Origin of the sequence: Lactiplantibacillus paraplantarum (assembly GCF_003641145.1) — a bacterium.
GTDB classification, from domain to species: domain Bacteria; phylum Bacillota; class Bacilli; order Lactobacillales; family Lactobacillaceae; genus Lactiplantibacillus; species Lactiplantibacillus paraplantarum.
In genome coordinates this window covers 2,592,305-2,615,000 of record NZ_CP032744.1, presented here as the reverse complement: position 1 = coordinate 2,615,000, position 22,696 = coordinate 2,592,305, and the positions used below count along the sequence as shown (strand labels likewise).

The following is a 22,696-nucleotide window of genomic DNA, read 5'->3' as shown; positions in this document are numbered from 1 at the left end:
GGACCCGGTCGCTTGACCTTGAGTATAACTCAAAATTCAAGTGAACTGAGCCCTTCTTTCCCATTGTGGTAATGAGGCTCAGTTCCGGGTAAAGGCCTCATTCACTACGGTGGATGAGGCCTTTTTGTGACTTAAGGGGGATCGGGGTCGGTAACAATGAATCATCAAAAAATTGAAAGTGGGAATGACAAATGAAAAAATGGGAACAACAAACAATGAAGATTGCAGCAGTTGGAGCGATGGCGTTGACACTCGCGGGGTGTGCAACCGCAAAATCTAGTTCAAGCCAGGGGAATAACCCTGGTAAGACGATCAAAATTGGGGTCAACATGGAATTATCGGGCTCTGCGGCTGGTTATGGAGAACAGCAAAAGCAAGGAATTCAATTGGCGGTTAATAAAATCAATAAGAGTGGTGGTATCAAGGTTGGGGGGACCAAGAAAAAGATTAAGCTGGTCATCCGGGACAACAAGACGTCCAACACGACGGCGGCCTCGGTTGCGGCTCAGTTGGTTAATAACGATAAGGTCGTAGCGGTAGTTGGGCCAGCAACCACCAGTGCCGGAACAGCTGCGATTCCTAATATGACTAAGGCGGCGGTGCCATCAGTTAGCCCATCAGCAACTGATCCGGACTATACGTTGCAAAAGAGCGGTAAAGTCCAAAAGTACATATTCCGAGCTTGTTATCAGAATAATTTCCAAGGTTCAACGGCTGCAACCTTTGTGACTAAGAATTTGAAAGCCAAACGCGTCGCTATCTTGACTGACAACTCAAGCGATTACGGCACGGGGCTAACTAAAGCATTCAAGAAGCAGTACAGTGGCAAAGTCGTTAGCAGCCAAACTTTCCAAGAGGGCGATAAGGACTTTAATGCCATCCTGACCTCTTTGAAGCATAAAAAAATTGATGCGATTTATGCGCCAGGTTATTATTCAGAAATCGGTTTGATTGTTAAGCAGGCTCGCCAAGCAGGCATTAAAGTCCCAATCGTTGGTAGTGACGGCATGGCGGATGCTAAGCTGGCCCAAATTGCTGGCAAGTCCAATGCCACTAACGTTTATTACACGACGCCATTTTCTACTAAGGCTTCGGCAACCAACAAGCTTGCTTCAAACTTTATGAGTGCTTATAAAGCAAAATATGGTAGCACGGCGCCAACCTTCTCAGCATTGGCTTATGATTCAGTTTATATGATCAAAGCGGCGATTGAAAAAGAAGGTTCGGCTAATTCCGTTAAAATTGCCGATGGCTTGGCTAAGCTTAAGAACTTCAAGGGTGTCACTGGGACGACAACAATTAACAAACAACATAATCCTGAAAAGACGATTTCGATTGAACAATTGACCAACGGTGCTGTTAGCAAGGTATATAACGTCAAGTAATCTAACTCGTTAAAGCGTGGGGGAACACATATGCAGACATTTGGACAACAACTGATTAACGGACTATCACTGGGCAGTATCTATGCGCTATTGGCGCTGGGCTACACGATGGTTTACGGTATTATCAAATTAATTAACTTCGCGCATGGTGATATTTATATGTTGGGCGCCTTTTGGGGCTATTACAGCCTGAAAACACTACACTTTAATTTTATTGCAGCGCTCCTCTCAGCCATGGTGATTTGTGCGATTAGTGGTGTGATTATTGAATACTTTGCGTACCGACCGTTGCGACATTCACCGCGTATTACGGCCCTGATTACGGCAATCGGTGTCTCATTCTTACTTGAAAACGGCATGTCATACTTTGTGGGTGCGAGTGCCCGTTCATTCCCGCAAGCGATTAAAGTGGTGACCTACCGCTGGGCGGGGCTACGGGTGTCGAATGTCCAATTATTGATTCTCGGTACGGCCTGCTTACTAATGGTTTTATTGGAATTGATCATCAAACATACCAAGATGGGTAAAGCGATGCGGGCAGTCTCCGTTGATCCCGAAGCGGCACAGCTAGTGGGAATCAGCCTTAACCAGACGATTTCGTTTACGTTCGCACTAGGCTCCGCAATGGCAGGGGCCGCGGGGGTCTTGATTGGATTGTACTATAACTCGATTGATCCGTTGATGGGTATGACACCTGGTATTAAAGCCTTTGTGGCTGCCGTTATTGGTGGGATCGGTTCAGTACCAGGGGCCTCACTGGGCGGTTTTATTATTGGTGTTTTGGAGACCGGGGTGCAAGCAATTGGCCTATCAGCGTATAAGGATGCAGTAGTCTATTTCGTTTTGATTGTGATCTTACTAGTATTACCGGCTGGTATTTTTGGCAAACGAACTAAGGAAAAAGTCTGAGGGAGGTGGCTGATGATGAAAGCAAATTTGAAAACTAACTTGGCATGGCTAGGCATTATGGTCGCTGGTTTTGTCATTATTGATGGCTTGGAACTGATGGGGATCATCAATTCGTTCATTGAAAATATGTTAGTGACGATTGGGATCAATGTCATTTTAGCAGTTGGACTCAATCTGGTTATTGGTTTTGCGGGGCAATTTTCACTCGGTCACGCCGGCTTTATGGCGATTGGCGCCTATGCGACTGGTATCATGACGCAAACGATGGCGACCCCCGCTGGCTTTTTCATTTCGATGATTGTCGGCATGGTGATTGCGGTAATTGCGGCGGTGATTGTTGGTATCCCAACATTACGACTCCGTGGTGACTACTTAGCCATTGCAACGATGGGGGCGGCGGAAATTATTCGCATTCTCATTAATAATTTAAAGATTACAAATGGTGCGGCCGGCTTATTCAACATTCCGGCTTTGGCATCCTGGGCGACCGTGTACGTGTTAATGTGTCTCACGACAATCGTGACGGTTAATTTTATTCATAGTCGCGGTGGTCGAGCCGTGATGGCCGTTCGCGATGATGAACTCGCTGCTGGCGCGATGGGTATCAACACGACTCGCTGGAAGCTAGCGGCCTTCGTCTTTGGGGCAGCAACTGCTGCCATTGGTGGGTCGTTACACGCGGCGTATATTCAAACGATTGCACCGGGTGACTTCAATATCATGGCCTCCATTGCAATTCTGATTATCGTGGTGCTTGGTGGTGTCGGCAGTATTACGGGTACCTTTGTTGCCGCCATCGTCTTAGGCGCACTTGATACGATTCTACAAAATTTCGGTACGATTCGAATGATTATTTATTCATTAGCACTGATTTTGATTATGATTTTTAAACCAGCTGGATTGTTAGGAACATGGGAATTTTCGTTTGCGAACCTGTTTAAACGGCGGCCAGCTAAGGAGGCGGTTAATCATGACTAGTCGGTTATTGGATGCGCAAGGCTTAGTAAAGAATTTTGGTGGGCTGACGGCCGTTGCCGATGTTTCAGTTCACTTTGATCAAGATGAGTTGATTGGACTAATCGGCCCCAATGGTGCGGGCAAGACGACCCTCTTTAATTTATTGACTGGTGAAACGCCAGTTAGTTCGGGGAGTATTAGTTTTTATACGGATCAAGGCGTGGTGTCGTTAAATGGTCAGCGACCAGCTGCTATCGCCCGTGTTGGTATTTCACGAACGTTTCAAAATATTCGACTATTCAAAGAGATGAGCGTGTTAGATAATGTTCGGATTGCGATGACTAATCATTACCGTGAAGGATTTGTGACTAGCGTGTTACGGTTACCTAAATATTATCAAACTGAACGAATGATGACCAAGGCGGCCCAAGAATTGTTGTCAATGTTTGATTTAACGGCGGTGGCTGATCAACCTGCGAAAAGCTTGCCCTATGGTATTCAGCGACGATTAGAAATCGTACGGGCACTGGCAACTAAACCTAAATTGCTCTTTCTTGATGAGCCAGCTGCTGGTATGAATCCCGAAGAAACGGCGGCTTTGACCCGTTTGATTCGGCGCATTCAGCAGGAATTTCACATTACCATTGTGTTGATTGAACATGATATGTCGCTTGTTATGAACGTCGTTGAACGACTTTATGTGTTGGAACACGGGGCCTTATTGGCGACTGGTACCCCGCAAGCTATTCAGCATGATCCGGCCGTTATCAAAGCCTACTTAGGAGGGGTGTAAATGCTCAAAGTACGTGACTTAGTTGTTAATTATGGTGCGATTCAGGCAGTCAAAGGTGTTAGTTTTGACGTGCAGCAAGGTGAAATTGTGACGTTAATTGGCGCTAATGGGGCTGGCAAGTCCACCTTGTTACATACGATATCGGGATTAATGCGGCCAGTTAGTGGTACCATTCACTATTTAGATCGTCCGATTCAAAAAGCAGCCGCACCTAAAATCGTTCGCGCTGGTATTTCACAAGTTCCCGAAGGACGGCACATTTTTCCCGGTTTATCAGTCCAAGAGAATTTACAAATGGGGGCTTTTTTACGGCAGGAACGTAGTCAGCTGATTCAGACTTACCAGCAGGTTTATGAGTATTTTCCAATTTTAAAGAAGCGTCGTCATCAAGATGCGGCGACTTTATCAGGTGGTGAACAGCAAATGTTAGCGATGGGGCGGGCACTGATGGCCCAACCCAAACTAATGTTATTAGATGAACCATCGATGGGTTTAGCACCAATCTTTATTAATGAAATTTTTGAGATTATCAAGGCAATCAACCAGGCCGGAACGACGGTCTTATTGATTGAACAAAATGCCAATCAAGCACTCAAAATTGCGGACCGTGGTTATGTCTTGGCTAGTGGACAGGTCAAGCTTAGTGGTCGTGGTTCAGAATTGTTGGCTAATTCAGAAGTTCAAAAAGCTTACTTAGGGGGTTAAGTATGAGTGTTGCAGATTATATGACACCACGACTGGTAGTTGTTAGTCCGAAAACGACGATTAGTGTGGCGGTCGAATTAATGAAGAAGAATGCGATTCACCGATTACCGGTCATGGCAGGACATCGAATGGTTGGTATTATTACGCATGGTATTATTCAGCGGGCCATGCCATCACAAGCGACCAGTTTGTCAGTTTACGAGTTAAACTATTTACTCAACAAGACGACCGTGGATCAAATCATGGAGACTGCGGTTCAAACGGTAGCAGCGGATGCACAATTGGAAGTGGCGATTGCCACGATGCGTCGACATAAGATCGGTGTCTTACCGGTGATGACGGCTGATCAAGTTGTGGGCATTATTACAAACAATGATATCTTGGATGCCTTCTTGAATATTGCTGGTTACGGTGAACCAGGTATAGTGACGCGGGTCGTCGTTCACCATGATCATGTTGGCGTTATTTTTGAAATCGGTAAGGTCTTAGCGGAGCATGATTTGAGTATTCAGACATTAATGGTAGTGAATCACCAAGCAACTAAAGTCATTGAGTTGCATGTTAACAGTGAGCAAGCCGTAGCAGTTAATCAAGTCTTATCACGTGCCGGCTTTGAAGTGCAACCAGTCAGTGATTGATGGTGATTAGACGCGCATGTGGAATAACGTATGACGGGTCTTAAATATAGAGAAATAGTTGAAAGTGGACTAAAGGTGGTCTGCTGACAAGCATTAACATAAATCCGGCAATTATTCTGAGGCTTGGAATAATTGCCGGATTGGGATTAAACGTAACAAGCAACGTTGGTCAAGCAAGGACAAAAAACGGCTGGGATGACTGATACGGTGGTGACCGACGATTGGTCAGCGACGAAAGGCATCGGATTAGCAGCTCAACCAGGTATTTATGCCGACACTTATCAAGGCACCCTGAGTTGGACATTGACCGATACACCAGATAAATAATTGGTTGGGTATCGGCTCAGTGACGGGTGTTTCATCGTTAGCCAGTGAATTTTTTACTAGTTGGTAGTTGACAAGTTAGGTGTCGCCATGGTTTACTATAAGCTATAAATTGAAACGGAGGATGACTAATATGTCATTAACAACTAACCTTCAATTAAATAATCAATTTGCCTTTAGCTTTTTCTTTAGATAGCGTTTGTATTCGTTCGATGGATACAAGCGCACGCAACGCGTTTGTATCTATCGAGAGCTAAAGTTATTCAACATGACTTAAACGCCAGGTAGATGCAGGGACAATCTATCTGGAAAAATATCGGGCCCGATAAAACACCAGTTAGATTCTTCCCAGAATCTAACTGGTGTTTTTTATTTTCGGTCCGCTTCGTCAAGACGTTGGTGAGAGTTGGACGGAACACACAACTTTTAAGGGGAATCTCAAGATGAAAAAGACAATTTTAAGCGGATTAATTTTAGGGGCTGGGCTACTTTTGGCCGGCTGTGGGCAACAGGTAACCAGTAGCAAATCAAGTGTGTCGGTGGGTATCTTACAGGTGGTTCAACATGGGTCACTAGACCAAGCGCGCAAGGGGTTCAAAGCCGGATTACAAAAAGAATTAAAAGCACATAACAGTAAAGTAACGGTCAAGTATCACTATCTAAATGCACAGGGTGATCAGAGTAATTTGAATACAATGAGCCAACAACTCGTCCAACAGAAAAATGATTTGTTAGTTGGTATCGCAACGCCAGCTGCTCAGGCCCTCGCCAAGAAAACGACGACGGTGCCGACCTTGGTTACGGCTGTCACCGACTTGAAAGCGGCGGGGTTGGTCAAAAGTGATGCGAAGCCCCAAACTAATGTGAGCGGCACGAGCGATTTAATGCCGGTTGGTAAACAATTACAGTTATTGAAAAATATGACTACTGGTAATAAACCGTTGGGAATTATGTATAATTCGTCAGAAGAAAATTCAGTGCTGCAAGTCAAGTTGGCGAAGGCTTACGCGAAAAAGCACGGCATCAACTTAAAGGTCGTTAGCGCAACGAGTACTAATGATGTTGCCAGTGTCTTGGCCGGCTTGACGGGTAAAATATCTGGACTCTACTTACCAACCGATAATTTGATGGCGAGTGCGATGAAGACGATTGGTCAGAAGACCAAGGCTGCCAAGTTGCCAGTGGTAACGGGGTCGATTGAAATGGCTGAAGATGGTGGGACAGCGACGTATGGCCTTAACTATTACGAATTAGGTGAACAGACTGGAAAAATGGCTTACCAAGTGTTGATCAAAAAGCAGAAGCCGCAAACGATGGCGGTTCAAACGGCTGACAAGTTACACCTCTACGTCAATAAAGCGAATGCTAAAGCAATCGGCTTACAACCAAGTTCGATTAAGCAACCGTAAGAAGGGAGCAAAATAATATGTTAATCACGAGTATTGGACAAGGCTTATTATGGGCACCACTAGTCATCGGGGTATTCCTCACTTTCCGGATATTAAATATCCCTGATCTGACCACTGAAGGGAGCTTTCCATTAGGGGCTGCCGTGACGATTAGTGCAATGTTAGCTGGACAGTCGGCCATCGTTGCGAGTTTATTCGGATTTGTAGCCGGCTGTTTGGCAGGATGGGTGACCGGTCTTTTAGACACTAAACTTAAAATGCCATCATTGTTAGCCGGAATTCTTACGATGACGGGACTATATTCCATCAATATGCACATTATGGGTAAGGCCAATATTCCGTTGCTTGACCAGAAGACGTTGATGGGGTGGTTACCAGCGAGCTGGTCTTTGAATTTACAAACCATCGTGATTGGTGCGGTGGTCACGCTGGTTGTCCTGGTCGGGTTGATCTGGTTGTTCCAAACGCGTTTGGGACTGTCCTTGATGGCAACGGGTAATAATCCTGCGATGAGTGCTGCGAATGGAATCTATACCGATCGGATGGTCATTATTGGCTATATGTTATCTAACGGTTTGATTGCTTTATCGGGTGGTCTGATTGCACAGAGTAACGGCTACGCGGATATTGGGATGGGCATTGGGACGATTGTCATCGGGCTGGCTTCGGTGCTAGTTGGTGAAATCTTCTTACATGGTCGTCAAATCTGGGTCCGTTTGACCGGCATGGTCGTGGGCGCCATTATCTATCGTTACTTATTGACTTTAGCAATGGGTTTAGGTTTCCCCGTCAATGACTTAAAGATTTTATCAGCGGCGATTCTTGTCATCGTCATCTGCTTGCCACTATTACAAAATAAATACCGGACAAAACGGCAGTTACGCCGGTACCTTAAAGAGATTGGAGTCGATCAACATGCCACAACCAACTATTCTGAACGTCCAACACTTACAAAAAGTCTTCTTTCCCGGAACCAGCAACGAGCGGCACGTCTTAAAGGACGTGAATCTAACGATTGAGCCTGGCGAATTTGTAGCAGTCATTGGGAACAATGGCGCCGGTAAGTCGACCTTGCTCAATACGATTGCGGGAACACTGAACTCTGATGCTGGCGAAATCACACTTGCTGATCATCGGGTGACCAATCGTCCCGTCGCGTATCGGTCACGGTGGGTGGCTCGGGTTTTCCAAGATCCTAAGTTGGGTACTGCTGGCGAATTAAGTGTGGCTCAGAATCTTACGTTAGCCCAACGCCATACGGGGAGCTTGAGTCTGCGCCGTTACCGCCAACGTGGACAGGAAGAACGATACTTAAAGTTGCTGGCTAGTCTTAATATGGGATTAGAGGCACGACTGAATACACAAGTGAAGTATTTATCCGGGGGGCAACGGCAAGCTTTATCTTTGCTGATGGCCACACTGAGTCAACCAGAGCTGTTGTTGCTGGATGAGCATACGGCGGCGCTTGACCCGAAGACGAGTTCGGAAGTGATGGCGCTGACCCAACAAATCGTGACGGCTAATCACCTGACAACGATGATGATTACGCACAAGATGAGCGATGCGTTGACATACGGCGACCGGCTGGTGATGGTACAGGATGGGCAAATCAAGTTGGACGTGCGTGGTGCTGAGAAGCAGGCGTTGCGGACGGATGACTTGGTGACGATGTTTGCGGCTGAAGTGTGAGGTTGTCGTTGCAAGTATTTTTTGGCAGTAGTTAATGGCCAGGTTAACAATAGGACCTATTTGATGAATTTCGCTACCAGATAAATGATAAGTCCTAAGCCGACGAAATCACCGATGACAATATAATGAAGCTTAAGTCGCTGAAATATATGTCGTTACTTTCTGGACCAGTCTATGATGGGCGCTGTAGATGATGATTATTGTATGCAATATGCTTGTTATTATTTAGTATGAATCATGATTAAAAATGGCTATTTCTAAGTTTAAAAGCTATCAGCTGAGTCCCACTGAAAAGCGGGCAATTTGGAAGAAAATTATTTAATTAGTGCGTTCTACACCGGCTTCCAGGCACTCCTGCCAATTGCTGGAACGTGGTGGACACAGATTTGAGCCGAAGCCCACGTCTCAAATACTGGTCTTCCACTAACCAAGCAAAGAACGCTTGCTAAGTGGAATTTCACCACTGAGCATTGTCAGAAATACCTTCCATCCGGAATTGTATTTGAATGGCAGTTATTGATAGGATCAACTTTAGTTAAATTAGTCGTTGTTTCATAGCACATCAGCTTAAAATGCAATTATTTGGATTGACAATAGCTGCAATCATCTATTCGATTGGCCTACCGAAACGTGCTCGGTTTCAACCCGTGGCCCCGCACAGGCTTTTAGACTGGAGGGGCTGGGTGACAATGCTCAGTAGCCAAATTATTCTTAGATGGAAGTGGTTTGCTTCCGGCTTAGAATAAGACTCGTATTTGAGATGACGCGGGTTGGGCGTTAGCTCAAATCGACGTCGGCTACGTTCCAGCAATTGACACCCAGCCCCGGAGGTCGGCCTAGGACGCGCATATACTGACGAATAGTAATCCAACTAACTGGCACGTTTTAATCATGATTCATGACAAATTAACTAGCACAATGCATAATTGTTGTAGGAATGCCATTAGCAATAGTACATTGGTTGTGTGTTGATAATATTCACATAGCGTATAATTATTAAAAAATGAGTTGGTCTAGCCATTAATAATTGTCAGCAAAAGCTGTTAAATGATAAAGTAGTCGCGTTAATAAAATTAGACAGATCCATCTAAAACAGCCTCCCGCGTGTAAAATACGCAGGGGGCTGTTAGTATAAAACGTTATTTTGTTGTGACCAGCATAATCTCATCACTGACTTTGACTTGGTTGGTCAACATCTTGAATTTCATCAAATTGATAGCATCCATGTCAGTGATGATAACCATCATGGTTGTGGCCTTACCAGCAGCCTTAATCGCTGCCAGGTCAGCTTTGGCAACCACTTCGCCATGGTGAACGGGTTGATCGGTTTGGACTAGTACTTCAAAGGGAGCACCGTTCAACTCAACAGTATCAATCCCCATATGCAGCAGAATTTCTAACCCTGAATCGGTTTTAAAACCGATCGCATGCTTGGTAGGAAAGACGGTGCTGACCGTTCCGTCAACCGGCGCCGTAATCGTCCCGTCTGCGGGATCAATTGCGAAGCCATCGCCCAGCATCTTCTTAGCAAAGGTGTCGTCGGCGACGTTTTCAATATCTACGTACTGACCGTTAGCGACGCTGTAAAAGTCGGTGGTCACACCACTAGTAATATCCGACTTGATTGATGTCGTTGCCGGAGCTTCTGATGTTGCCGTGATTGTACTAATGGGTGCGTTCGTAGCCTTTAACTTGCTCAAAGCGTCCGCGACAAATTGAACTTCAGTGCCAATGATAATTTGTAAGTTATGTTCGTCTAATTTGTTGATACCGGCAGCGCCACTACGTTTAATGGCACCTTCGTTAATCGTTCCGGTATCAGCGAGTTGAAGCCGCAAACGCGTTGTACAGTTATCAATGACCGTTAAGTTGTCGGCACCACCCAAGGCAGCATAGATTTGCTTAGCTTGGCGGGTATATTTGTCGTCGTTGTCATCAGTGGCTAGTGCCAAATCATCGACGTCATCGGCTGTCACTGGTTCGCGGCCCGGTGTCATTAAGTGGAACTTCTTGATGGCGAAATCAAAGCCAAAGTAGTAAATGGCTGCAAGTACCAGGCCTTGAATAATCAGCATTAATGGTTGGTTGGCAATTGGATTCTTCAGGCTTAAGATGTAATCGACTAGGCCGGCAGAAAAGGCGAAGCCAGCAGTCCAGTGCATGAAGGCTGAAAAGGCTAGCGATAAACCAGTGAAGATCGCATGAAGAACGTAAAGTGGCCAAGCGACGAACATGAAGGAGAATTCTAATGGTTCGGTCACACCGGTAAAGAAGGACGCGAACGCACCGGCCATCATCAGAGACGCCGTTTCGACCTTGCGTTCTGGTAGGGCATTGCGGTAAATCGCGTAGGCCCCAGCTGGAAGTCCGAACATCATTACTGGGAAAAAGCCCGCTTGATACATCCCGGTCACACCCTTGATTCCTTTATGAGCCAAGAACTTACCAATATCATTAATGCCAGCCACGTCGAACCAGAACACGGAATTCAAGGCTTGATGCAGGCCAGTTGGAATCAATAGGCGGTTGAAGAAACCATACAGACCAGCTCCGACAGCACCCAAGCCAACGATGAATTTCCCGAACGCGACGAGTGCATCGTAAACTGGTGGCCAAACGATGAGTAGCGCCACACTGACGAGTAACATGGTCAGGGCAGCTAGGATGGGAACGAGCCGTTTGCCACTAAAGAATGACAGCGCCATTGGTAGCTTAGTCTCGTGGAAGCGATTATAGAGGGCGGCGGCAATCAGACCAGAAATAATCCCGATGAAGACGTTACCAATTTGGCCAAACGCCGGGTTGACGGTGGCTACCTTGATATTCAATAAGGTGGCAACTGATTCTGGCTTTAAAACGTTGGTCGGTAGTTCAAAGGCCACTAAACCAGCCAAAGCGGTGGCACCATCTTTATCCTTGGACATGCCAAAGGCCAGGCCGACCGCAAATAGTAGTGGTAATTGGCCGAGAACGGCGTTACCCCCCGCTTGCAAAAAGTGCGCGACGATATCGTTACTGGCAGAAGCCCACCAGTTTCCAATCCCGACAAGCAACGCAGCTGCAGGCAGGACGGCGACAGGAAGTTGCAGTGAACGTCCCATACGTTGTAAGTAGTTCTTCATGTATAAAATCCTCCTAAATGATAGTGTGAAATAAGCGCAATCATTATTGTACTGGTGTGTAAGCGCTTTTTCAATCGTTTTATATTGGTATAGTCCGTTGGTTGATAATGATCGACAAAACTGGATTGAGGTGGTCTAAAAGATAATGAGATACGGGGATTATGGTTAGGTCAGGAAAATGGAAACGGTCTAACCAATGGTGGAGCATTAAGATAATTGAAAATAAATATTGGTCATGCGTTATGCGCGTTGTTTTTGTTAGTATCAATCATGGGCTAAATCATCCAGCCCCGGAGGTCGGAATAAGACGAGCAAGTGCTGACGAACAGGAAGCCACCTAATCGGGACGCGTTAACCAGAGCTCATGACTGGCTAACTAACCCCAATGTGCATTGGTCGGTCATGAACGCTGGTACCACAAACAGATTAATGGTGGCGCTTTCAAAAAGTTGTGAAATTAAACACAAAATCAGTTATAATGAAGTCAGTAAAATAGACGAGGAGTGGTTTATATGCCAACAACAATGACAACTAACATTAAAAATAATGATTTTAAAGACGTGGTATTCAACCGGCAATCAGTACGCCAGTTTGATCCAACGGTTAAGATTGATCGAGAAGAACTTCAGGCAATCATCGATGAGACAATCAGTGCGCCATCAGCATGTAACTTGCAATCCTGGCATTTTGTGGTTGCCGATAGTGCGGATGGTAAGGCTAAAGCTAAGTCAGTTTTGATGCCATTCAATTATCCACAAATTGAGTCTTGTTCCGCGATGATTTTTGTACTGGGCGATACCCAATCACATTTAGTTTATCGGGATGTTTGGAATAAAGCTTGTGAAGAAGGGCGCATCACCCCGGAGAAGCGGGATCAGATCTTTAACACCTTCTTGCCAATGTATGAAAATGCCAGTCCAGAATTTTTACAAGCCGATGCGATGATCGATAGTAGTATGGCCGCAATGCAGTTGTTATTAATTGCCCGGGCCCATGGCTATGATGCGAATCCAATCGCTGGTTATGCAGCGGATAAGGTCGCCACGACGTTTGGTCTTGACAGCAGTCGGTACGTTCCTGTTATGGCAATTGCACTTGGCAAAGCAGCCAGTGAACCGATTACCACGACTCGGTATGCTGGCACACAAGTGACGGCGTTTATTTAAATCAGCTAACCTTTTTGACTCGCGAGATTGTTCGCGAGTTTTTTTAGTTACTAGGCTTGTTCTCGAACGCGTTTGAGCATGTATACTAAAGGCACGACTAATCACATAACTGACGGGAGTATATTGGTATGATTAATTATTTATTTTCAGATTTAGACGGGACATTGTTGAATTCCCAAGGGACTGTGAGTCCGCAAACTGTTCAAGCGGTGCGAAAAAGTGGCTTGCCAATGACGTTGGTGTCGGCGCGTGCACCTATTGAAATGCGTGGTGCGATTCAGGCACTAGGGTTAACTGGGCCCCAGATCGGCTTTAATGGGGGCTTGATTTTTGAATACCGTCAGAATCAAGTCCAGGCATTACAAGCAGCGCCGTTAGAGCAAGCCTTGGCACTGCAGGTGCTCGACTTTATTAAGGCCACCGCACCAACAGTCAGCTTGAGCTGTTACACTCAGTCGGAGTGGCTGACGGAAAAAGTTGATGCGGGAACGCGTGCTGAAGAGCAACTGACGAGACAAATAGCAACACCGATTGCGAGTTATGCCGCTCAATTTAGTCAACATCCAGCTGCTATTTTTAAAATTATGATTATGACTTTAGACAATCAGGTGATGGCGACGCTTGCGACGGCTCTTAAACAAATGGTCGGTAGCAGCGCTAGTGTTAAGTTGTCTGGACAGACGTATTTAGAAGTAACTAGTGCTCAGGCACAAAAATCCCGTGGCATTGCATTTATCAAGGAACGATTTCATCTAACCACTGGTGAACTTGCGGCCTTTGGTGATGGTGAAAATGACTTACCAATGCTGAAGGCGGTCGGCCTGCCGATTGTGATGGGGAATGCTGATCCAACCATTCAGCAATATGGTCAACATGTCACTAAGTGTAATGATGAAGATGGCGTGGCTTATGCCTTGGAACATTTGATTGGGAGGTAACGTGGATGACGAATATTCATGATATTGCCCGCTTATCTGGCTACTCGGTCTCAACGGTTTCACGCGTGCTGAATCAAAAAAATTATGTTTCGGCCAAGACCCGTGCCGATATTGAGGCGGTGATTGATAAATTGGATTATGTGCCAAACGCAGTCGCTCGTAATCTAAGCCGAGGGGCAACGCTAACGATTGGAGTCGTATTACCACACGTGGATCACCCGTACTTTACCCAACTGTTACATGGCATCATGCGCGCTGCGTTTGCTGCTAATTATCATATTGTGTTGTTGCCATCCAAGTGGGAGCCACAATTAGAATTGAAATACTTGGAGGCGCTTCGGCAGCATGCTTATGATGCGTTGATTTTTACGTCACACGGATTACCGCTACAGAGGCTGGCAACTTATCAACGGTATGGGCGGATTGTGCTGTGTGAGAATCCACACGACTATTCTTTACCGGCCGCTTATGCTGAGCGCACTGCGACATACGTTGAGGCGTTCACATATCTCAAACATCGACGGCACCAACGAGTCGCGATTTTAACGAGTCGACCACTTGAGGCTAGCGCTACAACTAAGGCGATGGTGAGTGCTTATGAACAAGTGTATCAGCGGGCGCTACCAACTGAATTATTGTATACCGGGATTATTACGGCGGAAGATGGGGCCCGTGCTGGCACTTATTTTGCTCAACTTACTGAACCGGTGACTGCGGTACTGACAAATGGTGATGATATTGCAGTAGGAATGCGCCGTGCGTATTTGGCGGCGCACCAGCCCGTACCGTTTTTGATTGGCCAGGAGAACCAATTATCTGGTGAAGTATTAGGCATACCAACCATTGACCATCACTTTGAGACCGTGGGGGCCCGGGCACTGGATTTAGCAATCAGTGAGCAGCCACAAAGTATTGCGCTACCAGCTGAGCTCATTATTAATCATTAAGGACCCAAGGTTGAATCATCGTAAGTCCGGTCTTTCTGAGAACTGTTTGTCAGAAAGACCGGATTTTTAAGTTATTGCGCGATCGTCAACATTGATCATTAATTTAAAATCAAAGTTGGTGATGATAATTGCCGTTAGATCGCGGCTGGTTGACGCAATGAAAAATATATTTACTAATTTAGTTAGTTTTTGTTGTATTAATCTAACTATCGTGCTAACATAAGCATCATTCAAATCAAGGAGGACAAAAATTCATGACAGTTAATAATCGTGATTTATTTAGTAGTTTTGGAAAGTTATTTCAGAATCGGGCTTTCGTCATGGCGGTTGCGCAACAATTTCATTTTGGTGACCGTGGTTCTGAGCGTGGCGGGCGTGGTCAAATGGGCATTTTACGGGTATTGGCGGATGCACCCGCTGGTTTAACCAATGCTGAGATTGCTGAGATCTTGGATATTCGACCAAGTTCAGTTAGTGCCACGTTGAATCGGTTAGAAGACGGCGGTTTGATTGAACGCGAACCCAGTGCGCATGACAAACGGGTGGTGATCGTCCGGTTAAGTGATCGTGGTCGTGAGATGGCGGACCATCGCGCGCAAGGAACGAGTGATCTGGCGGATCAGTTATTTGGCAATCTGACGGATGATGAGCGCGATCAGTTACAACACTTATTAGATAAGTTGCGGGCCAATGCGGATGACATCGATATTCAAGATTTAATGCAATTTGGTCAACAACACGGTTTTGGCCCACGTCCCGGTTGGGGTCATGGGCATCATTGGTTTAATTAAATTTTAGAAACACGAGGCATAAGAACAGATGGAACGACCACAAGCAACATACTCGCGTCCAGCGGGTGGTAAATTTGATTTAAAACAATTCTTACAATTGATTCGGCACGCTAGCCCTCGTTATTGGCAACTCTGGTTGGGCTTGGCATTAGGCTTATTGGCGACTGGTGCGCAGTTGATGGTGCCCAAGTTTGCCCAAACGTTGATTAATGGTTTTAGTCACGGTGTTAATCAGACCTTACTAATTGGTGTGATTGGCTTATTCTTGATCAGTGCAGTCATTAGCGCGTTATCCGGTTCCTTATTGGGGATTTTTGGTGAAAACGTTGTTGCTAACTTACGGGGTACTTTGTGGCATAAATTAGTGCGGTTGCCGGTTAGCTACTTTGATAACGTTAAGACGGGTGAAATGACGTCGCGGTTGGTCAATGATTCGACGCAGATCAAAGATTTGCTCGCTAACGCGTTTCCGCAAGTCGTGACGTCGTTGATGCAACTAGTGGGGGCGATTGCCATCATGGTCTTGATGGATTGGCGGATGACCTTGATTATGGTCTTAGCAATTCCAGCCGTTTTATTAGTCATGTTTCCAATCATGCGGCAGACGGGCAAGATTGGTCATGAACGCCAAGATGCTCTAGCTAATTTTAGTGGGACGGCAGAAGAAACGCTGAGTGAGATTCGCTTAGTGAAATCTTCCAATGCTGAACCCGTCGAAACGACAACGGGTGCACGCCAAATCAAGACGTTATATCGAATTGGACTACGCGAAGCCATCTATGATTCCATTTCGAGCCCAGTGATGACGGCAACGATGATGGCGTTATTCGTTGGAGTACTATTGTATGCGTCTGCGCGGGTTGCCAGTGGAACGATGACGATGGGGACTTTGGTCTCATTTCTAATGTACCTGTTCCAAATCATTGGCCCAGCTGGGATGCTTGGTCAGTTCTTCACCACGTTAGCAAAGGCTAGTGGCTCGACGGCCCGGATTCGGGAGTTGTTGAATGAACCGGAAGAACAATTGACGGTTGGTGTTGAACACGCGGTCGCCAATGAGACTTTGGCGATGCACCATGTTGACTTTGCCTATGATGATGATCAACAAATTTTGCACGATGTCAGTTTTGAAGCTAAACCAAATACAGTGGTGGCGTTTGCGGGACCGTCTGGTGGTGGTAAGTCGACTATCTTTGGCCTTCTAGAACGTTATTATCAACCAACCGCTGGTGAAATTAGTATTGGCGGGCAAGATGTTAATGAACTAAGTCTCAATAGTTGGCGGTCACAAATCGGGTATGTCAGTCAGGACTCGGCAATCATGGCCGGCACGATTCGTCAAAACTTAACGTACGGTGCTGATCGGTTATACTCCGACAATGAATTGTGGCACGTCTTAGAATTAGCTTCCGCGGCTGACTTTGTACGCGCCATGGCGGAGGGCCTTGAGACGCAAGTTGGCGAACGTGGGGTTAAAGTCAGTGGTGGTCAACGGCAACGGTTAGCCATTGCACGGGCCTTTCTACGGGACCCCAAGATTCTGATGCTCGATGAAGCGACCGCTAGTTTGGATTCTGAATCAGAAGCGATGGTCCAACAAGCCCTCGGCGAATTAATGAAGGGCCGAACAACCTTAGTGATTGCCCATCGGCTAAGTACGATCGTGGATGCGGATCAGATTTACTTCATTGAAGATGGCCATGTGAGTGGTTCAGGTACGCATCAAGAGCTGATGGCGAATGTCCCACTCTATCGGGATTATGTTAAAATTCAATTTAAAGATTAACTAAAAATAGTTGGTTACCATGACGTGGCACGTGGTAATCAACTGTTTTTGCTGTCCAGTATCGGTTAGAAAAGCATAATTTGATAAAATATGTCGGGATGGATTGTCATTATAAAAGAATATACATTTACTTAATTAAGCGCTATCATTGTTATGATAACTAGTTTAATTGATAAAGGAATGATAAAACGATGCAGTCATTAGGAGTTATTGATATTGGTGGCACGACCATTAAGTTTGCGGTGTGGCAAGAGCAGCAATTAGTTGGTAAAACTAAAGTTGCGACGCCCACAACGCTAGCTGAATTTTACACTTTGCTAACCACGCAGGTCGCGCAGATGAAACGCGATTATCAAATTGTGGGCGTGGCGATTAGTTCACCCGGGGCCGTCAATAAGGCAACTGGGATTATTGAGGGTGCCAGCGCACTGCCGTATATTCATAATTTTCGGATTCAACCAGAATTACAACGACGCTTTGAATTACCGGTCAGTATGGAAAATGACGCTAATTGTGCGGCGTTGGCTGAATTGGCGGATGGGGCCGGGAAACAGGTTGCTAGCCTGTGCTTCTTAATTGTGGGAACCGGTGTTGGTGGGTCGGTCATTGTGAATCATCAAATCTGGCACGGCGCGCACTTATTCGGTGGTGAGTTTGGATTTACGCTCATGAATGACCATCAGATTTTAAGTGAGTTAGGCACCGCGGTAGCTGTTGCGAAGCGGTACAACGCGAGCCATTCAGCTCAACCTGAGCTAGACGGGCAAGCCGTGTTCGAACTGGCTGCCAAGGGTGACGCCGATGCGCAAGCCGAAGTTCAAGTTATGGTTCGGGCTTTAGCACGCGCCATCTACAACTTACAATACAGCTTTGACCCGGAATTGATCGTGATGGGCGGGGCGGTCTCGAATAATCCGCACCTACTCCCAGCAATCAATGCTGAAATTGAAAAATTGCGGGCAACTGTAAAAATTGCTTCTATAAAACCAGATGTTGTGGCTTGTCATTTTACCGATGAAGCTAATTTACGGGGAGCGGTCGTTGATTTTTGTCAGACGTATCCGGATGTTCGAGAATGACTGCGAGTAATTGGCGAATCGCTCAGACAAATTACTCGCATTCCACTAATGACTACCTTAAAATAAGCTCATCATTTCTAATTTAAGGTAAGGAAGTTGTGACTGATGGTGATGCGTGATCTAAATATTGGAACCAAAGTTGGTTTGAGCGTGCTCAATGATCGTTGGGATGCGTTGGTTTTGACAAATTTAACGGTAGCACCGATGGCTATCATGAATTTGCGGCAACAAATTCGGGGACTAAGCACGCTTAAATTATTAAATGTTCTTGCCCGATTGACTGAATTAGGGTTAGTTGTAGCGACGGCGGACTACCAGTTTCAATTGACAGCTGCTGGAACTCATTTCCAGCACCAGCTTCAACAATTAGAGGTATGGGGCGACCAGATGATTATCGACATGCAGTAACATATATGCAAATGAGCTTTGACGACGGCATTATACCGTTGTCAAAGCTCATTTTTGTTTGTAATTAATGTGATAATCAACACTAAAATTATGGCGTTGCTGTTTTAGCCATTGTCTGACCGACCGTTGCGGTATATTCACGTTCACCGAGACTGTTGGGATGTAAATTATCTTTGACAAACCAGTTATCGTTGTCTTGGGCGACATACAACCAATCAACTAGATGGACGTTACTGTACTTCTTAGTGGCTGCGGCAATTAATTGATTATTAGGATCTTGCCAGTTCTTACCAGGAACGCGAGTGTTGACCCAGTAAATCTGGTGGTTGCTGCCAATCTGATCAATGATTCCATTGATTTCGGCGGCACTTGTTGGACCGTTTGTCCCTAGGTTAATTAGCACGTTTTTTTGAATGGCGTTATCGGCTTTTAATTGGCTAATTATAGCTGGTGCTTCAGACACTTGGCGACCGACCTTTGCGTTCACGTTAAAGTGTCCGAAAATTTGTTTTAAATCAGCTGTAGTTCGGACCATGATTGAATCACCAATACCGGTTACTTTAAGTTTGCGTAGTGCGTGAATTTCACTAGTTGATAATTGATATTTTTCGCCAAGGGCACTATCCGAGACGGCGTGGGTGGCACCCTTAGTTTTAGTATTCCCCGTAATGGCGTTGCCAATACTGACAACCTGTTGCTTAATGGTTGGTGTTGGAATAATCAATGCGCCACCAATGAAGACGACAGCAAAGATCCCAACTAACCAATAAATTAATTTTTGATGTTTCATTTGACACCTCCATACCCCGCTATAAGATTAGCCTACCACTTTAGCGGTGTCAATTATGAAATTAATTATATGGTCATCAAAGTTGCATCAGTGTTAGTTTGTTAAGTAAGACATCCAAGCCAGTTTTGAAAAGGCCATTGGAAAGTTAAGGTGTGCTTGTTAGACTAAGACTAGTGACTTTTGGAGGTGGATTGAATGCAAAAGAAAACGGTGGGGTTATTGTTAGCCAGTGTAGGCCCTTTTTTGTGGGGGAGTTCGGGAACGGTGGCGCAGCATTTATTTGATACGACGGTCATCTCACCACTGTGGCTAGTTGCGGTGCGGATGCTAGTATCAGGGGGGCTATTAATATTATATGGACTTGGTCGTCGGTTACCCGTAATGGCGGTGTTTCACGACTGGCAGGCAACGGTACGGCTGATTGTGTTTAGTCTGTTTGGGATGGCTGGTGTTCAGCTGACTTATTTTATGGCCATTAGTACGGGAAATGCGGCGATGGCAGCGATTCTGCAATTTTTGTCACCGGTCATGATCATTATTTTCATTACCGCCACCACTTGGCAGCTCCCCAGTAAGGTAGACGTCATTTCTGTAATCTCGGCGATTATTGGGACGATTCTAATCGTTACGGAAGGCCGGACTCATTCGCTAGCTTTACCAGTAATTGCAATTATTTGGGGTTTGCTGGCTGCAGTTGGGGCGACGATTTACACGTTGATGCCGACCAAGTTACTAACGAGGTATGGCGCCACGCCTATTGTTGGGTGGTCGATGTTAATTGGTGGGTTCCTAGTGCTGATTGGAACGGGAGCTTGGCGTTATTCACCACAGCTAACTTGGGCTGCATGGGGGCAAGTCAGTTTTGTAGTGATTTTTGGGATGATGCTAGCCTACTTATTTTTTCTGCAAAGCCTCGAATTTATCTTACCAACGACCGCGAGTGTTTTGGGGGCGATTGAACCATTAGCAGCCACTATTTTAAGTGTCTTCTTTTTACACGTTCACTTTAATTGGGTCGGACTGATTGGTGCGATGATGATTGTTGGGGTGACTATTTTGCAATTTGCCGCCACTCGTGCGAATCAGTTTGTCCCCAAGTGAGTACTAAGTGATTTGAATGGAACACAGAATCAATTAATGGCGCTATTCAATAGGCACACATGCTATTGAAAGGTCATCGATCGCCTTAGCATCATTATTCGCAATTAATAATAGATTATTTAAAGGGAGTTGCTTTAAACTTGATAATAGGGGTAAAGTAACGGTTAGATAGAAACGGAGGTAGAGAGATGTATGATCGCTTAATCTTTGATCCTGACTGGTTGGTTCCTGAACAAGTCCAAGTTGCAGGCCAAGCGGTTCATTACTATGCGGCCCGAGAGATTCAGTATGTTCAGCATCCGGTGGCAAGTATTCAGGTGTTAAATGTATTTGTGCCAGCAGCTTATTTGCATGATGGTTCAGTTAATGGTTATCAAAGAACGACTGCACCAATCTTGATGCCCAATACGGTTGGTGGCTACATGCCTGGTCCGGCGGATGATCCACAGCGAACGGCATGGCCAACGAATGCGACTACGATTCAGCAGGCGCTAAAACGAGGCTATGTGGTGGTGGCCGCCGGGATTCGAGGGCGTACCACGCTTGATGAGTCAGGTCAACGGGTCGGACAGGCACCGGCCTTTATTGTAGATATGAAGGCGGCTATCCGCTACGTTAAGTATAACCAGAATCGGCTGCCAGGTGATACGGATCGGATTATCACGAATGGAACGAGTGCTGGGGGTGCCACTTCCGCTTTAGCGGGGACTAGTGGAAACAGCGCCTATTTTGAAACGGCGTTAACCGCGCTTGGTGCGGCACCAACGACTGATGATATCTTTGCAGTGTCGGCTTACTGCCCGATTCATAATCTGGAACACGCAGACATGGCCTATGAGTGGCAATTTAACGGTATCAATGACTGGCACCGATATCAACCGGTAGCGGGAACTGCTGTGAACGGGCGTCCGCAATTTGAACCAGTTAGTGGTGTGTTGGATTCTGAAGCGCAGGCACTTTCAGCGACTTTAAAACGTCAGTTTAGGGATTATTTGAATCACTTGGGGTTAAAAGCGACTGACGGAACGACGTTGACCGTGACAGCGGCTGGTACTGGCCCTTTTCGTGAAGTCGTCCGCCACTTATTGATGGCTTCGGCACAAAATGCGCTGGACCAAGGAACTGATATTCATAAGTATGCGGGTTTTACCGTCACGGATGGTCAAGTGACTGAACTAGATTTGACAGCCTATCTGAAATCGTTAACACGGATGAAAGCCGTACCAGCATTTGATCAATTGGATTTGGATAGTCCAGAAAATAATTTATTTGGTGATGCGCTGGTGCTAGGCAAGCACTTTACAGCATTGTCACAGGCACGAAGTACGGTTACGGCTCAACTGGCTGATGATGATCTTGTCAAAGCGGTTAATCCAATCAGCTACTTATTAACACAACAGGCACAAGTTGCTAAACATTGGCGGATTCGTCATGGCGCGGCTGACCGGGATACGAGTTTTGCGATTCCAATCATTCTAGCAACGATGCTCAAAAATCAGGGCTATGATGTTGACTTTGCGTTACCATGGGACATTCCACATAGTGGCGATTACGATTTAGGGGAATTATTCGCCTGGATTGATCACTTGTGTCAATAATTTGAATGTTTTAACCTGAATGAGAATGACCAGCAGCTGTACCAAAGCTTGCTGGTCATTCTTTTTATGATGTCGTTATTAGAACAATGCTGAAAATAACGTTGACAATTTTCATAACTCATGGTTAAATGTAGCTATTCTCATATTTTTCTAATCATATT

The 22,696-nt window shown here is 45.7% G+C and carries 21 protein-coding genes; 19 read left to right on the top strand and 2 right to left on the bottom strand.

From position 1 onward, the window contains the following. Positions 1-191: 191 nt before the first annotated feature. The 10 genes from LP667_RS12885 to LP667_RS12840 all read left to right on the top strand — a co-directional run bounded on the left by LP667_RS12885 (position 192) and on the right by LP667_RS12840 (position 8,809). Positions 192-1,385, top strand: coding sequence for an ABC transporter substrate-binding protein (locus tag LP667_RS12885; RefSeq protein WP_021731051.1), 1,194 nt, complete (start codon positions 192-194; stop codon positions 1,383-1,385). Positions 1,386-1,415: 30 nt separating this feature from the next. Beyond that, entirely contained in the window at positions 1,416-2,294 is an 879-nt protein-coding gene (locus LP667_RS12880) for a branched-chain amino acid ABC transporter permease (protein ID WP_021731050.1), read from the top strand. A 15-nt stretch (positions 2,295-2,309) separates the two neighbouring features. Continuing rightward, on the top strand, positions 2,310-3,272 hold the full coding sequence (locus LP667_RS12875; RefSeq protein WP_033609369.1) for a branched-chain amino acid ABC transporter permease: 963 nt from the start codon (positions 2,310-2,312) through the stop codon (positions 3,270-3,272). Further along, entirely contained in the window at positions 3,265-4,044 is a 780-nt protein-coding gene (locus tag LP667_RS12870; RefSeq protein WP_021731048.1) for an ABC transporter ATP-binding protein, read from the top strand. The genes LP667_RS12875 and LP667_RS12870 overlap by 8 nt, the downstream gene beginning before the upstream one ends. After that, a complete protein-coding gene (locus LP667_RS12865) occupies positions 4,045-4,749 on the top strand; it encodes an ABC transporter ATP-binding protein (protein ID WP_021731047.1) in 705 nt (234 codons plus the stop codon). A gap of 2 nt (positions 4,750-4,751) precedes the next feature. Beyond that, positions 4,752-5,387 (top strand): CBS domain-containing protein, encoded by a 636-nt coding sequence (locus LP667_RS12860; RefSeq protein ID WP_021731046.1) that lies wholly within the window; start codon positions 4,752-4,754, stop codon positions 5,385-5,387. A gap of 165 nt (positions 5,388-5,552) precedes the next feature. After that, a complete protein-coding gene (locus LP667_RS12855; protein ID WP_021731045.1) occupies positions 5,553-5,714 on the top strand; it encodes a hypothetical protein in 162 nt (53 codons plus the stop codon). Positions 5,715-6,154: 440 nt separating this feature from the next. Then, positions 6,155-7,120 (top strand): ABC transporter substrate-binding protein, encoded by a 966-nt coding sequence (locus tag LP667_RS12850; protein WP_021731044.1) that lies wholly within the window; start codon positions 6,155-6,157, stop codon positions 7,118-7,120. 17 nt (positions 7,121-7,137) lie between these two features. After that, positions 7,138-8,139: an ABC transporter permease gene (locus LP667_RS12845; protein WP_021731043.1), complete on the top strand. Its 1,002-nt coding sequence runs from the start codon at positions 7,138-7,140 to the stop codon at positions 8,137-8,139. Then, positions 8,036-8,809 carry an ABC transporter ATP-binding protein gene (locus tag LP667_RS12840; protein WP_033609368.1) on the top strand — a complete coding sequence of 258 codons (774 nt, stop codon included), beginning with the start codon at positions 8,036-8,038 and terminating at the stop codon, positions 8,807-8,809. Before LP667_RS12845 ends, LP667_RS12840 begins: the two co-directional genes overlap by 104 nt. 1,139 nt (positions 8,810-9,948) lie before the next feature. Here LP667_RS12840 and nagE read toward each other — a convergent pair. Beyond that, positions 9,949-11,931 (bottom strand): N-acetylglucosamine-specific PTS transporter subunit IIBC, encoded by a 1,983-nt coding sequence (gene nagE / locus LP667_RS12830; protein ID WP_021731041.1) that lies wholly within the window; start codon positions 11,929-11,931, stop codon positions 9,949-9,951. A gap of 512 nt (positions 11,932-12,443) precedes the next feature. Between nagE and LP667_RS12825 the strand changes: the two genes are divergently transcribed. From LP667_RS12825 to LP667_RS12795, 7 genes are all read left to right on the top strand, one after another. After that, on the top strand, positions 12,444-13,097 hold the full coding sequence (locus LP667_RS12825) for a nitroreductase family protein (RefSeq protein WP_021731040.1): 654 nt from the start codon (positions 12,444-12,446) through the stop codon (positions 13,095-13,097). Between the two features lie 128 nt (positions 13,098-13,225). Continuing rightward, the gene (locus LP667_RS12820) at positions 13,226-14,035 is read left to right on the top strand and encodes a Cof-type HAD-IIB family hydrolase (protein ID WP_021731039.1); all 810 of its coding nucleotides are present in this window, start codon (positions 13,226-13,228) and stop codon (positions 14,033-14,035) included. Positions 14,036-14,040: 5 nt separating this feature from the next. Next, the gene (locus LP667_RS12815; RefSeq protein ID WP_021731038.1) at positions 14,041-14,982 is read left to right on the top strand and encodes a LacI family DNA-binding transcriptional regulator; all 942 of its coding nucleotides are present in this window, start codon (positions 14,041-14,043) and stop codon (positions 14,980-14,982) included. Positions 14,983-15,236: 254 nt separating this feature from the next. Beyond that, positions 15,237-15,773 (top strand): MarR family winged helix-turn-helix transcriptional regulator, encoded by a 537-nt coding sequence (locus tag LP667_RS12810; RefSeq protein WP_021731037.1) that lies wholly within the window; start codon positions 15,237-15,239, stop codon positions 15,771-15,773. Positions 15,774-15,801: 28 nt separating this feature from the next. Further along, complete coding sequence (locus tag LP667_RS12805; protein WP_021731036.1) at positions 15,802-17,559, top strand: ABC transporter ATP-binding protein; 1,758 nt, start codon at positions 15,802-15,804, stop codon at positions 17,557-17,559. 191 nt (positions 17,560-17,750) lie between these two features. Then, a complete protein-coding gene (locus LP667_RS12800) occupies positions 17,751-18,638 on the top strand; it encodes an ROK family protein (protein ID WP_021731035.1) in 888 nt (295 codons plus the stop codon). 105 nt (positions 18,639-18,743) lie between these two features. Continuing rightward, positions 18,744-19,046 carry a winged helix-turn-helix transcriptional regulator gene (locus LP667_RS12795; protein WP_021731034.1) on the top strand — a complete coding sequence of 101 codons (303 nt, stop codon included), beginning with the start codon at positions 18,744-18,746 and terminating at the stop codon, positions 19,044-19,046. A gap of 88 nt (positions 19,047-19,134) precedes the next feature. Here the strand turns inward: LP667_RS12795 and LP667_RS12790 are convergent, their stop codons facing one another. Further along, positions 19,135-19,836, bottom strand: a complete 702-nt coding sequence (locus LP667_RS12790) for an SGNH/GDSL hydrolase family protein (protein ID WP_021731033.1) — start codon at positions 19,834-19,836, stop codon at positions 19,135-19,137. A 195-nt stretch (positions 19,837-20,031) separates the two neighbouring features. Here LP667_RS12790 and LP667_RS12785 point away from each other — a divergent pair, with 195 nt between their 5' ends. Together LP667_RS12785 and LP667_RS12780 are read left to right on the top strand one after the other, a co-directional pair. Next, the gene (locus LP667_RS12785; protein WP_056988554.1) at positions 20,032-20,937 is read left to right on the top strand and encodes a DMT family transporter; all 906 of its coding nucleotides are present in this window, start codon (positions 20,032-20,034) and stop codon (positions 20,935-20,937) included. Between the two features lie 188 nt (positions 20,938-21,125). Further along, complete coding sequence (locus tag LP667_RS12780; RefSeq protein ID WP_021731031.1) at positions 21,126-22,535, top strand: subtype B tannase; 1,410 nt, start codon at positions 21,126-21,128, stop codon at positions 22,533-22,535. The last annotated feature ends 161 nt before the right edge of the window (positions 22,536-22,696 follow it).